Origin of the sequence: Williamsia limnetica, assembly GCF_003217475.1 — a bacterium.
GTDB lineage: Bacteria > Actinomycetota > Actinomycetes > Mycobacteriales > Mycobacteriaceae > Williamsia > Williamsia limnetica.
On the sequence record NZ_QJSP01000012.1, the window covers coordinates 110,424 to 123,435 of the forward strand.

Genomic DNA, 13,012 nt, shown 5'->3' on the forward strand with positions numbered 1-13,012 from the left:
GGCGCCTATCGGCGCGCGAGGTCGACTGTCTTCTTCAAAAGCTCTGAAATGGCGTCGGATTCGGTCAGGAATCCATCGTGACCGTTGTCTGAGTGCACTACGTGCAGGCCGCCGACGCATCCGGGCATGAGCTCGGCCAGCTCGATCTGCTGACGCAGCGGGTAGAGCCGGTCGGAGTCGATGCCGCCGATGACGACGGGCACCTGGCAGTTCCGTAGCGCCGCCTCGACGCCGCCGCGACCGCGGCCGACATCGTGGTGGTTGAGGACCTCGGACAGCACCACGTAGCTACCGGGATCGAATCGGTGCACCAACTTGTCGGCCTGGTGTTCGAGATAACTCTGCACCGCATATCGACCGCCGCTCAGCGGATCCTCATCGCCCTGAGGCGAATTGGCGAAGCGATCGTCCAGCTCGAGCTCGTGCCGGTAGTACATGTGGGCGATCCGGCGAGCGATGCCGAGTCCAGCGGTGGGGGCGCGCCCGGAGCCGTGATAATTGCCGCCCTGCCAATTCGCATCCGAGGTGATGGCAGCGATCTGAGTTGTCTGCGTGCCGATCTGATCTGCGGAGGCCCGGGCACCCACGGCGAGGATCAGAGCGCTGCGGACTCGCTCGGGGTAGCCGATCACCCATTCGAGCGAACGAGCACCGCCCATCGAACCACCGAGGACGGAGGCGACGGAATCGATCCGCAGGGTGTCCATCAGGGCGACCTCGGCGCGCACCTGGTCGAGCACGGTGATGTGTGGGAACCGTGAACCCCACACGCGCCCTTCGGAATCGAGCGATGCCGGACCCGTCGAACCGCGGCAGCCACCGAGGACATTCGCCGAGATCACACACCATTCGTCGGTGTCTACGGGACCTCCGGGTCCGATCAGACCGTCCCACCAACCGGGGGAGGGCTGATCAGGTCCGGCCGGTCCGGTGACGTGAGAGTCGCCGGTGAGTGCATGGAGCGTCAGCACCACGTTGTCGCGCGCCGGCGACAACGTGCCCCAGCGCTGAAACGCCAGGGTCACGTTGTCGATGCGTTGACCGTTGTCCAGTTCGAGAGGACCGACCGACACACTGGTCAACTGCCCATCCGGAAGGGACTCCCAGTCCGGATGAGTGCGCGGTGGCGTGTGCGGGTCGATGCTCACCTCACTTGGCCGCGGCGAAGCCGGTGTCGAGGTCGGCGAGGATGTCGGCGATGTTCTCGATGCCGACAGCCAAGCGCACCAATCCGGGAGAGACGCCTGCGGCGATCTGCTCTTCCGGGATCAGCTGCGAGTGGGTGGTCGACGCGGGATGGATCACCAGCGAGCGCACGTCACCGATGTTGGCGACGTGGCTGTGCAGGGTGAGTGCGTCCACGAACTTCTTGCCTGCGTCCACCCCGCCTGCGATCTCGAAGCCGATGATCGCGCCCTGGCCACGCGGCGCCAGTTCCTGGCCGCGCTGGTACCAACGCGAGGATTCGAGGCCTGCGTAGGCCACCGACTCGACCTGGGCGTGCTTGGACAGGTACTCGGCAACGGCCTGTGCATTGGACACGTGTCGCTCGATGCGAAGGCTCAGCGTTTCGATGCCCTGCGCGATGAGGAACGCGTTGAACGGCGAAATGGCGGCGCCGGTGTCGCGAAGCCACTGCACCCGGGCCTTCAGTGCGAACGCCGGCGCACCGAGGTCGGCGAAGATCGCGCCGTGGTAGCTCGGATCCGGTGTGGTGAAGCCGGGGAACAGGTCTTTGCCATCACGCTGCCCTCGCCAGTCGAACGTGCCTCCGTCGACGATGACGCCGCCGACCGAGGTGCCATGGCCGCCAAGGTATTTGGTGGCGGAATGGACGACTATGTCCGCGCCGTGGGCGAGTGGGTTGATCAGGTACGGCGTGGCGACGGTGTTGTCGACGATCAGAGGCAGGCCTGCCTCGTGCGCGACTCCCGAGATCCCGACGAGATCGAGGATCTCGTTGTTCGGGTTCGAGATGGTCTCACCGAACAGTGCGCGGGTGTTCGGCCGGATGGCGGCGCGCCAGCTGTCGAGGTCTTCGGGATCTTCGACGAAACTGACCTCGATGCCGAGCTTCGGCAACGTGTAGTGGAAGAGATTGTAGGTGCCGCCGTAGAGACGGGGGCTTGAGACGACGTGGCCGCCGTTCTCGACGACGTTGAGGATCGCATAGGTCTCCGCCGCCTGGCCGGAGGCGACGAGCAAGGCCGCGACGCCACCCTCGAGCGCGGCGATGCGCTGCTCCACCGCATCCTGCGTGGGGTTCATGATCCGGGTGTAGATGTTGCCCGGTTCTGCGAGCCCGAAGAGATTGGCGGCATGCTCGGTGTCGCGGAACGTGTACGAGGTCGTCTGATAGATGGGGAGGGCCCGCGCAGAGGTCTGCGAGTCGGGGGCCTGGCCGACATGGACCTGCTTGGTCTCGAAGCTCCAGTTGTCAGCCGGATTGACGTCGTTGTCAGACATGCAAGGATTCTCTTTCTGGGTCGGTGAAACATCCAATTGAAATTGGGTCCGACCAGCGGACCCGCGCTTGCTGCGGCGAACCGCAACCAGGTCATCACCCGGAGCACCCCACCGCGGTTGGAGGGTTGCCGGTCAGCGAGCCGGGGCTTGTTGCTGACGCTCATGACCTTTCGCAGTAGAGGATATAACACGCGCGGGAGTCGCTGAGAACCCTCTCGCGCACGTGGATTTCTCACCGTTCCGGGGCCGGGCAATCACGTATCGTTCTCCGGCCGTGTAGGGGGTCGGCGGCCCGGACGCGGTGCGGATTCACCCGTTCAGACGATATCTGATAACAGGCGTTTTCTTTTATGATTGTTTCTTCAGGAGTTTCAATCGTTGGTCCGCGATCTCTCGGCTTTTGGTCGTCGTGACAATCCGAGGGGTTCGATATGGGTTCGCATTCGAAGCGGGCGCACGCCCGAAAGCGCTCGGCCACTCGGCGGCGCGCGATGGCTGCGGCGGCAACCGCGGCGGTGACCCTGCCGGTCGTCGGATTCCTCGCTCAGCCGGCGAACGCGGCGGACGACCCGGTCGAGTGCGCGCAGGGTCGCGTGTTCGTCGTGCCCGGAACCGCTGATCCCAACTCACTACACACTGCCGGGCTCGAGACGCGGTACGGAACCCAGGGCAAGGACTACCGGATCGAGATCGTCGAGTATCCGGGTGTGCTGTGGCCGCTCGGAGGGACGTCCTACGACCAGAGCGTCGACGAGGGTGTCGACAATCTCGAGACCGCAGTGGCGGCGTATCACGCTGCGTGCCCCGACCAGCCGGTCGTGATCGTCGGATACTCCCAGGGTGCTCGTATTGCCGGGGACGTACTGTCGGAGATCGGCCGTGGGCAGAGCTCGGTGGACATCGATCCCACGCAGGTGTCGGGTGAGTTGTACTCCGACCCGCGGCGCACCGGCGACGCCCAGGGTCGCGGGATCGAGCTCGTGCTCCCGGGGGTGCTGCCCGGCATCACCATGAACGGCCCGCGGGATGGGTTCGGTCTGAGCAGGGTCACCCAGTTCTGCGTCGAAGGGGATCCGATCTGCGATCTCCAGGACCCGCTCCACTACCCGCTGCGGGCAGTCGACGGCTTGCTCGGCTATTTCGTCAAACACGTGACCTACGACGACGACATCACCATGGGCCCGGATGCCAGCGAGAACTCGCCCCGTGACGTCCTCATCCCTGCTGATCCCGCGTTCGGGGTGATTCTCAAGAGTCTCGGGTTGCCCTATCGCCTCATCGCGGTCGAGAATCCGTTGCCGTACCCGGACCTCGCGGTTCTTCGTCCGCTGTTCCATGCCGTGAACCAGTTCCTGCCGGCGCTGCCGGACCTCGGCCACGGTGCGTACCTCCCGGACCTCTGGATCCTCCGCGACGCGCTGTCGGGAAGTCAGACCGCGTGGCAGGCCATCGGTGGCAGTGCCATCAGCATCCTGCGGTACCCGGAGAACTTCGTCCGCAATTGGGTTGCGGAGATCGACAGGCAGCTCGATCAGCTCGATGGCGTCAGGCTCGGAACCGTGCCTGCGCCGACCACGCCCGTATCCGCGACGCACCAGACCGCGACGCCCTCGCAGGAGAATCAGGTCTGGATCGAACCGCAGGACCTCCCGCAGCCCGCAGCAGCTGAACCTGCGCCTGTGTCGACTCCGCCCGCCGCGACCGGACCCGAGAGCTCTGGCCCGGCCATCGCGAGACCGGCCACCGGCGAACCTGCCGATCAGACTCCCGAAACCGCGCCTTCGCCCGAACCCATTGCTTTGCCCGAACCCGCACCCTCGCCCGAACCCGCACCCTCGCCCGACAATGGGGACGCGTTGCCGTCCTCCGCCGACGAGGACCCGGTCGAAGCACCCGCCGCGGCCTGACGGAACCACAAACCCTGTTACTCCAGGCAAACCCAGCGGTTGCGGCACCTGGGTTTGCCCGGGCAGCCTGGGTGTGTGTGGTCTGCTGACCGATGCGCTCGGCGCTCTGGCTACGGGTATGCTGATTTAGCAGTACGCCCGTCATATTTTCTCGTGTGGACCCGTCGGACGTGCGCGACTCACGAGGTCGCAGAACACAAGCCCCCACCGCAGGGCAGTACATCGCCTCGCCACCGGCGGCCGACAGGTAACAGGAGGACGCGTAGCCATATGGGCAAGATCAAGGTCGAAGGAACAGTCGTAGAGCTGGACGGCGACGAGATGACACGCATCATCTGGCAGTTCATCAAAGAAAAGCTGATCCACCCGTATCTGGACATCGACCTGGACTACTACGACCTCGGAATCGAAGAACGCGACCGCACGGATGACCAGGTCACGATCGATTCCGCGAACGCCATCCTGCGGCACGGTGTCGGGGTCAAATGCGCCACGATCACGCCCGACGAGGCTCGCGTCGAAGAGTTCGGTCTCAAGAAGATGTGGCGTTCTCCCAACGGCACCATTCGGAACATATTGGGAGGCACAATATTCCGTGCCCCGATCATCATCTCGAACGTGCCGCGCCTGGTCCCGGGATGGACCAAGCCGGTCATCGTCGGGCGCCACGCCTTCGGTGACCAGTACCGCGCAACAGATTTCAAGGTGCCCTCGGCCGGCAAGGTCACCATCACGTACACGCCCGACGACGGCTCGGAACCGATCGAGCACGAGATCGTACAGATGCCCGAGGAGGGCGGCGTCGTGATGGGGATGTACAACTTCAACAAGTCCATCGAGGACTTCGCGCGGGCATCGCTGAACTACGGTCTGCAGCGCAACTATCCGGTGTATCTGTCGACCAAGAACACCATCCTCAAGGCCTACGACGGCGCCTTCAAGGACATTTTCCAGCACGTCTTCGACACGGAGTTCAAGACCGAGTTCGATGCTGCGGGACTTCATTACGAGCACCGCCTCATCGACGACATGGTCGCGTCCAGCCTCAAGTGGGAAGGCGGCTACGTCTGGGCCTGCAAGAACTACGACGGGGACGTCCAGTCGGACACCGTCGCGCAGGGGTACGGGTCGCTCGGTTTGATGACCTCGGTCCTGTTGACCCCGGACGGCAGTATCTGCGAGGCCGAGGCGGCCCACGGAACGGTCACCCGGCACTACCGTCAGCATCAGCAGGGCAAACCGACGTCGACGAATCCCATCGCGTCGATCTTTGCGTGGACTCGTGGTCTCGATCACCGCGGCAAACTCGACAACACCCCCGAGGTGCGGGAGTTCGCACAAAAGCTCGAAGACGTGGTCATCGACACCGTGGAGGGCGGGAAGATGACAAAGGATTTGGCGCAACTGGTCGGCGGCGACCAGGTCTATCTCACCACCGAGGAGTTCCTCGGGGCGCTCGACGAGAACCTCGAAGCAGCGATCAGAGCAAGCTGAGACGCGGGCCGGACGGTCCGCGCCGGTCGGGACGCCGAGGGGTCCTGTGGGGCAGTTCACGTACCGTCAGCGGAATGCCGCGACGTCGGCAACGGTTTCAACCTTGGTTACCTCGGCAACGTCGCCGTCCCCCCGAATGTCCCGAGAGGATGATCCATGTCTGCAGTCAGTGTCACCACCCCCGCTCCGACCGGGGGCATGCGTGGCAGCAGACGGACCGTCATCCTCGCCCTGGCGCTCGGTGCCTTCGGGATCGGGACGACGGAGTTCGTCGCGATGGGCCTGCTGCCCTCGATCGCGGAATCGCTGGGAACCAGCGAGCCGACCGCCGGCCACGTGATCTCTGCCTATGCGCTCGGTGTGGTCGTCGGTGCCCCGCTGATCGCGGCGCTGACCGCGCGGATGTCGCGGCGCACCCTTCTGATCGCACTGATGATCGCGTTCACCGTCGGTAACGCGGCCACCGTCTTCGCGCAGTCCTACGGGATGCTGATGTTCGCCCGGTTCATCGCCGGTCTGCCGCACGGCGCCTACTTCGGTGTGGCATCGCTGGTCGCGGCATATCTCGCCGGACCGTCGTCGCGGGCGAAAGCTGTGGGGCAGGTCATGCTCGGCCTGAGTGTCGCGAACGTGGTCGGAGTTCCCGCCGCCACCTGGCTGGGCAGTGCACTCGGCTGGCGCGCGGCATTCGTGGTCGTCGCGGCGATCGGCTTGCTCACCATCGCAGCACTCTGGTGGTACCTGCCGTCGCTGACCGGCATGAAGATCACCAATCCGATGACCGAACTCGGTGCGCTCGTGCGCCCACAGGTCTGGTTCACCCTGTTCATCGGCATCGTCGGATTCGGCGGCATGTTCGCGTTCTACACCTACATCAACACCACGTTGACCAGTGTTTCGGGCGTGTCCGAGTCGCTCATCCCGATCGCGTTGATGCTGTTCGGGCTCGGCATGGTGGCCGGCAACCTCGCAGGCGGCTGGCTTGCCGACCGCGGAGTTGTCCGCGCCATCGCGATCGGCCTCGTGGCGATCATGGCGATGCTGCTGCTCTTCGCGCTGCTCGCCTCGAACGCCTGGGCGGCGCTGGCGCTCACCTTCCTGATCGGGCTGAGCGGGACCGCTCTGACTCCCGCGCTGCAGATTCGGCTGATGGACGTCGCCGACGACGCGCAGACCCTGGCGGCCGCGCTCAACCATTCGGCGTTGAACATCGCGAACGCAGGCGGCGCGTGGCTCGGCGGTCTCGTGATCGCCGCCGGATACGGGTACCGCGCACCGTCCGTGCTCGGTGCCGGCCTCGCGGTGGCGGGACTGCTCGTACTCGCCCTGGCTCTGCTCTATGCCCGGCGGACCAAGAGGAAAGCCGCTCCCGTCGTGGAACCGCTGGTCACGGCAGACGCGCGTTGACGTCGCCGGTCGGCGTGTCGGCCACGCGGTGATCGCAGCCCGGTGATCGGGCCGTCCGTCGCCGCGGTGTCCCGCTCGATCTCGTGTCGGTGCCCGCCCGTAGGCTCGGCGGACGTGACGACAATCGTGACCACGATCAACGCAAACGGCATCCGCGCGGCCGTGAAAGAACGATCTGAGCGCAATCTCGGATTGCTGCCCTGGCTGCGCGATACCGACACCGATCATGTTCTCCTGCAGGAGACCAGGGCCACCGAGGAGCAGACGTTCGACGCGCTGGCACCGGCCCTGGCCGATGGCTGGCACCTGTGCATGAGCGAGGCGGCCATCAAAGGACATTCAGGGGTGGCGATCTTGTCCCGGACCGAACCGGACAAGGTCCGGCGTGGTTTCGGCAGCGACGAGTTCGACACCACCGGGCGCTACCTCGAGGCCGACTTCGGTGATCTGACCGTCGCCAGCCTGTATCTCCCGAAGGGTGCCGCCGACGGCCCGAAGCGGGATGAGAAATTCCGGTTCCTCGACGAGTTCGCCGCACACCTCGGCACCCTCGCGCGCAAACGTCGCGACGTCGTCGTCGGCGGCGACTGGAACATCGCGCCCACCGAACTGGATCTGAAGAACGCCAAGGGCAACGTGAAGAACCCAGGCTTCCTGCCGGAAGAACGTGCCTGGGTGGCAGACCTCCTCGACAGCGGCTGGAACGATGTCGCTCGCGAACTCGCCGGGGACGTCGCCGGTCCGTATTCCTGGTGGAGCTGGCGCGGCAAGGCATTCGACAACGACGCCGGCTGGCGAATCGACTACCAGCTGGCGAACAAGCGGATGGCGGCGAAGGCCACCAAGTCCTACGTGCACCGCGCCGACGCTTACGACCTGCGGTGGTCCGACCATGCGCCGGTCACGGTGGAGTACTCGTAAAACGGGTCGCGGCCGGATGAGAGAATTCACCGGTGAGTGACGTGACAACCGAGACCAGACCACCGCAGCGGCGCAAACGCGTCCTGTCGGGCATTCAGCCGACCAGCGATTCGTTCCATCTGGGGAACTATCTCGGTGCCGTGCAGCAGTGGGTGAAGTTGCAGGACGAGTTCGACGAGGCCTTTTACTTCATCCCGGACCTGCACGCCATCACCACGGCGCATGATCCGAAGGCGCTGCGCGAGCGCTCCAGGCGCAGTGTCGCCCAGCTCCTCGCGCTCGGTGTCGACCCCGGACGGGCGACCATCTACCTGCAGTCACACGTTCCGCAGATCGCGCAACTCACGTGGGTACTCTCGTGCCTCACCGGCTTCGGCGAGGCGAGCCGGATGACGCAGTTCAAGGACAAGTCGGCCAAGGCCGGTGTCGATCACGCGAGCGTCGGGCTTTTCACCTACCCGATCCTGATGGCCGCCGACATCCTCACCTTCCAGGTGGATTCGGTGCCGGTGGGCGAAGACCAACGCCAGCATCTCGAACTGACCCGAAACCTGGCCCAGCGGTTCAACTCTCGATTCGGTAAGACCTTCAGGGTGCCGGAGGCGTTCATCGTCTCCGAGACAGCCAAGATCTACGACCTGCAGAACCCGTCCGCCAAGATGAGCAAGTCCGCAGAGTCGGACTCGGGACTGATCAACCTGCTCGACGACCCGAAGCGGTCGGCCAAGAAGCTGCGCTCCGCCGTCACCGACAACGGCCGCGAGATCTCGTTCGACCGCGCGGAGAAGCCCGGCGTCAGCAATCTGCTGACCATCCAGTCGGCGCTGACAGGTACGGCGGTGGCCGATCTGGTCGCCGGGTACGAAGGCCAAGGGTATGGCCAGCTCAAAGTCGACACCGCGGACGCGCTGACCGAATTCGTCACCCCACTACGCGAGCGTTTCGACGAGTTGCTCAGCGACACCACCGAAATCGATCGGGTGCTGGCCGCAGGTGCCGAGCGGGCCCGGGAGGTTGCCTCCCGAACATTGCAGATGGTTTATGACAAGGTTGGATTCGTAGCACCCAGCTGAGTCGACGTGACCAACCGAACGGGGAAACCGATGTCACCTGCAAACGGTCGCGACTCCGCCTCCGTCACAGCCACGGCGTCGGCAGAGGCGGACGCATCTGCGAAGGACAACAAGGTCGGCCAGCCGTCGTTCCTCGACAAGCAGCGTGCAGCCCGACCCTGGTTGGACCACCTCGTCGAGGCAGGTCAGCGCTACCAGGGCAGCAAAGGTGACTACTTTGCCGCCGGGACAACCTATTTCAGTATCTTCGCGCTGTTCCCACTGCTGATGATCGGATTCGCCGCCGCGGGTTTCGTGTTCGTCAACAACCCCGATCTCCTCGACCGTGCGAAGGACAAGATCGCGGAGTCGGTGGACGGCAGCATGGGGGAGCAGCTGACCGATCTGATGAACCAGGCCATCGACTCCCGCGCGACGATCGGTGTCGTCGGGCTGGTGGTTGCGCTCTACGCGGGTCTGGGCTGGATGGCGAACCTGCGGATGGCGTTGACTGTGCAGTGGGGCGCCGAACCCGAAGCCGACAGCATGGTGAAGACCAAGCTCGCCGATCTCGCGGCGTTGCTCGGCTTGTTTGCCGCCATGGTGGTCACGTTCGCGCTGTCAGCTCTGTCGAGCAGTGGTCTGACGGCAAAGATCCTCGAGTGGTTGCAGCTCGATGATCTGCCCGGGGTGTTCATCGCGATCAGGGCGGTTTCCATCGTCCTCTCGATCGTCGCATCGTGGTTGCTGTTCACGTGGGTCATCGCGAAGCTGCCGCGCATCGCGTTACCACTGCGCAACGCGGCGAAAGCCGGGCTCCTCACAGCCGTGGCCTTCGAAATCTTCAAGTTCGTGGCGAGCTTCTACCTCCAGTCCGTGATCACCGGACCCGCGGGCGCGACCTTCGGGCCGATCCTGGGCATCATGGTCTTCGCGTTCATCACCACGCGAATCATCTTGTTCGCAACAGCGTGGGCAGCGACCGATCCCCGGAACCTGAAGTACGAGCACGCCGCGGTTCCCGATCCGGTGGTCATCGTTCCGCGAGTAGAGGTCCGTGAAGGCCTCGGTCCGCGCGGCGTCGCTGCCGCGATCGGTACGGGCGTCGTCGCTGCGGTGGGCATCTCGGCGGCAACCCGCCGCAGACGCTAGGCGCCCGCGACCAGCTCAGGAGCGTTTGTTCATTCGCAGGGCCGCGTACACGAGACCGACGACGACGAGTGCCCCGAGCAGGCCGATGAACAGTCGAACCGTCCAATCGGTGCTGCTCTCGGATGCGGGTGCGGCGACCCGATTGCCCTCTCGTGGCTCGGCGCCGGCGGATTCGGTCGTCTGCCCCGCCCCGTCGATCAGGGTGCCGATGTTCTGCTCGGCGGGCTGGGCGAATCCGTAGTCGAGCATGGCCTCGGCTTGACGCCAGAACGAACCGGGCCCGTCGTTGAGCCCGTACATCTGCACGATCAGGATCTGACGACTGTCACGTTCGGCGACTCCGACGTAGGTCTTCCGGGCGTCGTCGGTGTATCCGGTTTTTCCCGCGACCATACCGGGGTAGCTGTAGAGCAACTGGTTCATGTTGTAGAGGTCGATACCCGGGTCACCTGAAGGCGTGGTCTCCATGGTCGTCTCGATCGATGAGTCGGTCCCGTCGGCGTCGGTCGTTTGCGCGGGCATGCCCGGATATCCGGGGAACCGGATCTGGTCGTGTCTCGAGATCTCCACGAACTCGGGGAACTGCAGGGCCGCGCCGAAGATCAGCGCCTCGTCATACGGCGAGCTGCTCATGCCGGGCCCGTCCAGACCCGACGCAGAGGCGGCGCGGGTGTCGGTCGCCCCGAGCTCAGCTGCCTTCTCGTTCATCTTCTCGACGGCTGCATCTTGGCCACCGAGTTCGCGGGCGAGCGCATGGGCGCAGTCGTTGCCAGACACCAGCATCAGGCCGGTGAGCAGATCACGAACCGTGTAGGTACCGCCGGGACCGACGCCGGCGGCATCGCCCTCGACCTCGTCGTCTTCCTGCGTGCCGGTGACCGTCGCGTCCAGATCGAGCTCGTCGAGAACCACCAGGGCGAGCAGCACCTTGATGGTGCTGGCCGGGCGATAGCGGCCATGTGGGTCCTTGGCCGCCAGCACTTTTCCAGCTGTCAGGTCGGCGATCAGCCACCCCGCGGCGGTCAATCCGTCGGGCGCGGGTGCCGCCCCCGGCGCGAGGACGACTCCGCAGCCTCCGAGGAGGTCGCCGCCCACGGGTGGATCCACGACCGGCAGGGGCGTCGGAGACGGGACACCTGCTGGTACGACCTCTGACTCATCGACGGGCGGGATCGGGGTGCTCTGGTACGGGCAGTTGTCGGTGACCGTCTCGGGCGCCGGTGCCCCGATCGGTGGCGTCGGCGTGGCCGGTGCGGCTCCGGCGACGGCAGGTCCACTGACCGATATCAGGAGCATCAGCGACGCCACCAGGATTGAAACGCGCTGTAGTGGTCGGATCATCGCATGCGACAGTACCGGTCACCGCCCATCCCGGGCGCGACGGAAGGGTGGAATTCGACTGTTCGGTTCAGTGATTCGCACCGGCGAGTGCGTCTGGGACCCTGCGGCGAGAGGCCTACGATGGGGCGATGATCCGCGGAGCGTATGCCGGTCGACGCCCTGCTGAGCGTCGACGGTTGCCGCACCTGCTCATCACGGCGGTGATCCTGGCGTTGGTTGCCGTCGTGACCGGATGTGGCGACAGCGGCTCGGATGACGCGAACGGCGCATCTCGCGTGTCGACGACTCCCGATGGCTTACTCCTGGACGGCCGCCCCTGGTGGCCGACCGGATTGAACGCATATCAGCTCGGTACCGACTGGACCGTGAACAAGGGCTGCGGGGCACAGGTCGACCTCGACTCCTACTTCGGCTCGTTGCCGGAGGACTCGGTGACCCGGTTCAACCTCTTCGCGTCGATGGTTGTCGACAAGAACACTCATGAAACCGACTATTCGCGGCTGGATTCGATCTTCGATGCCGCCGGACGACATGATCAGCTTCTGGTGCCGGTACTGGCCTCGGGTGAAGGTGCTTGCGAGGACGGGAACTTCAAAGATCACCGGTGGTACGCCTCCGGATGGGACGACGTGTCGCCGGAAGCCGCGCCCATGCCGTATGCCCGCTGGCTCGATACCGCGGTGGCTCGCTGGGGCGCGTCGTCGTCGCTGGCGGGTTGGGAACTGGTGGGTGAACCGGAGGCGAGCAACTGCGGCGACGCCGCCTGCGCCTGGCAGGGCAGGACCTGTCCCGAGGACGCCGCCCGCGTGCTGCGGGCATTTTTCGATGATGCCGGCGCCCGCCTGAAGTCGCTCGATCCCGACACCCCGGTCTGGGCCGGGCTCGCCGGTGGCGGGCAGTGCGGAGCCCAGTTCACCGAGTACGCCGACGTCGTCGCATCAGCCGGTATCGACGTACTCGACTATCACGACTACGACGCGCAGGAACCGTTACCGGGGAACGACCATGACGGGCTTCAGATGCGGCTGACGCAGGCGCGGGCTGTGGGCAAGCCCCTGGTCGTCGCCGAGGTCGGACAACCCGCCGGCGGCTGCATCACTTTGCAAGCGCGCGCGGATACCCTCTCGCGCAAGATCTCTGCCCAGCAGACGGCAGGTACGGCCGGTGCACTCTTCTGGTCGTTCGTGCCCGATCCTCGACTCGGTCAGTGCACCTTGGACATCGGGCCCGGGGACCCGATGTTCGGGGTCATCCGCAAGCTCGCGAACTGAG

10 protein-coding genes and 1 riboswitch are annotated in these 13,012 nt (G+C 65.3%); of the genes, 7 read left to right on the forward strand and 3 right to left on the reverse strand.

Going from position 1 to position 13,012, the window contains the following annotated elements; translation table 11 throughout:
• Positions 1 to 5: 5 nt before the first annotated feature.
• Together metX and DFR67_RS20120 are read right to left on the reverse strand one after the other, a co-directional pair.
• Positions 6 to 1,148: a homoserine O-acetyltransferase MetX gene (gene metX / locus DFR67_RS20115; protein ID WP_110471276.1), complete on the reverse strand. Its 1,143-nt coding sequence runs from the start codon at positions 1,146 to 1,148 to the stop codon at positions 6 to 8.
• 1 nt (position 1,149) lies between these two features.
• Entirely contained in the window at positions 1,150 to 2,466 is a 1,317-nt protein-coding gene (locus DFR67_RS20120; protein ID WP_110471277.1) for a bifunctional o-acetylhomoserine/o-acetylserine sulfhydrylase, read from the reverse strand.
• Between the two features lie 58 nt (positions 2,467 to 2,524).
• Positions 2,525 to 2,634, reverse strand: a riboswitch (SAM riboswitch).
• A 263-nt stretch (positions 2,635 to 2,897) separates the two neighbouring features.
• Between DFR67_RS20120 and DFR67_RS20125 the strand changes: the two genes are divergently transcribed.
• From DFR67_RS20125 to yhjD, 6 genes are all read left to right on the forward strand, one after another.
• On the forward strand, positions 2,898 to 4,373 hold the full coding sequence (locus tag DFR67_RS20125; RefSeq protein WP_110471278.1) for a cutinase family protein: 1,476 nt from the start codon (positions 2,898 to 2,900) through the stop codon (positions 4,371 to 4,373).
• Between the two features lie 270 nt (positions 4,374 to 4,643).
• Positions 4,644 to 5,867 (forward strand): NADP-dependent isocitrate dehydrogenase, encoded by a 1,224-nt coding sequence (locus DFR67_RS20130; protein ID WP_110471279.1) that lies wholly within the window; start codon positions 4,644 to 4,646, stop codon positions 5,865 to 5,867.
• 198 nt (positions 5,868 to 6,065) lie between these two features.
• The gene (locus tag DFR67_RS20135) at positions 6,066 to 7,274 is read left to right on the forward strand and encodes an MFS transporter (RefSeq protein ID WP_425451312.1); all 1,209 of its coding nucleotides are present in this window, start codon (positions 6,066 to 6,068) and stop codon (positions 7,272 to 7,274) included.
• Between the two features lie 114 nt (positions 7,275 to 7,388).
• On the forward strand, positions 7,389 to 8,195 hold the full coding sequence (locus DFR67_RS20140; RefSeq protein ID WP_110471281.1) for an exodeoxyribonuclease III: 807 nt from the start codon (positions 7,389 to 7,391) through the stop codon (positions 8,193 to 8,195).
• 32 nt (positions 8,196 to 8,227) lie between these two features.
• A complete protein-coding gene (gene trpS / locus DFR67_RS20145; RefSeq protein ID WP_110471282.1) occupies positions 8,228 to 9,268 on the forward strand; it encodes a tryptophan--tRNA ligase in 1,041 nt (346 codons plus the stop codon).
• 30 nt (positions 9,269 to 9,298) lie between these two features.
• Positions 9,299 to 10,399 (forward strand): inner membrane protein YhjD, encoded by a 1,101-nt coding sequence (yhjD, locus tag DFR67_RS20150; RefSeq protein WP_110471283.1) that lies wholly within the window; start codon positions 9,299 to 9,301, stop codon positions 10,397 to 10,399.
• 15 nt (positions 10,400 to 10,414) lie between these two features.
• On the opposite strand, the gene DFR67_RS20155 is transcribed toward yhjD, so the two are convergent.
• Positions 10,415 to 11,740, reverse strand: coding sequence for a D-alanyl-D-alanine carboxypeptidase family protein (locus DFR67_RS20155; RefSeq protein WP_110471284.1), 1,326 nt, complete (start codon positions 11,738 to 11,740; stop codon positions 10,415 to 10,417).
• A 128-nt stretch (positions 11,741 to 11,868) separates the two neighbouring features.
• On the opposite strand from DFR67_RS20155, the gene DFR67_RS20160 reads away from it, so the two are divergent.
• Positions 11,869 to 13,011 (forward strand): glycoside hydrolase 5 family protein, encoded by a 1,143-nt coding sequence (locus tag DFR67_RS20160; protein ID WP_110471285.1) that lies wholly within the window; start codon positions 11,869 to 11,871, stop codon positions 13,009 to 13,011.
• The last annotated feature ends 1 nt before the right edge of the window (position 13,012 follow it).

Excerpts from the sequence above, each read along its gene's own strand:
- DFR67_RS20120 (WP_110471277.1), bottom strand. The coding sequence starts at position 2,466 with ATGTCTGACAACGACGTCAATCCGGCTGACAACTGGAGCTTCGAGACC.
- DFR67_RS20135 (WP_425451312.1), top strand. The coding sequence starts at position 6,066 with ATGCGTGGCAGCAGACGGACCGTCATCCTCGCCCTGGCGCTCGGTGCC.
- DFR67_RS20125 (WP_110471278.1), top strand. The coding sequence starts at position 2,898 with ATGGGTTCGCATTCGAAGCGGGCGCACGCCCGAAAGCGCTCGGCCACT.
- DFR67_RS20155 (WP_110471284.1), bottom strand. The coding sequence starts at position 11,740 with ATGATCCGACCACTACAGCGCGTTTCAATCCTGGTGGCGTCGCTGATG.
- DFR67_RS20130 (WP_110471279.1), top strand. The coding sequence starts at position 4,644 with ATGGGCAAGATCAAGGTCGAAGGAACAGTCGTAGAGCTGGACGGCGAC.
- DFR67_RS20160 (WP_110471285.1), top strand. The coding sequence starts at position 11,869 with ATGATCCGCGGAGCGTATGCCGGTCGACGCCCTGCTGAGCGTCGACGG.
- yhjD (WP_110471283.1), top strand. The coding sequence starts at position 9,299 with ATGTCACCTGCAAACGGTCGCGACTCCGCCTCCGTCACAGCCACGGCG.